Source organism: Brevibacillus sp. HB1.1 (assembly GCF_013332445.1).
Classification (GTDB): domain Bacteria; phylum Bacillota; class Bacilli; order Brevibacillales; family Brevibacillaceae; genus Brevibacillus; species Brevibacillus porteri.
This window is the reverse complement of record NZ_JABMIV010000042.1, coordinates 1-254: the sequence shown is the minus strand read 5'-3', so window position 1 is coordinate 254 and position 254 is coordinate 1. Positions and strand designations below refer to the sequence as shown.

Annotated in this window: 1 tRNA gene; it reads right to left on the bottom strand. The window is 42.9% G+C overall.

The features are described from left to right. Positions 1-115 precede the first annotated feature (115 nt). A tRNA-Ala gene (locus HPY27_RS29895) sits at positions 116-191 on the bottom strand. Positions 192-254 lie beyond the last annotated feature (63 nt).

The window sequence follows — 254 nt, the reverse complement described above, 5'->3', positions numbered from 1 at the left end:
GTGAGACGAACTTAGCAGGCCATCCTTGCATTTCCGTAATTACTAAAAGTACTTACAGTTAATATCTTAGCAATTTCATGCAATATCCAGTTTTCAAGGAGCATATTTATTCTTTTGGTGGAGCTGAACGGGATCGAACCGATGACCTCCTGCTTGCAAGGCAGGCGCTCTCCCAACTGAGCTACAGCCCCATCACTATATAAGCGAGGGTTATACTCCCTCAAAACCGGAAAGAAAATAATCTGTGATTGGTA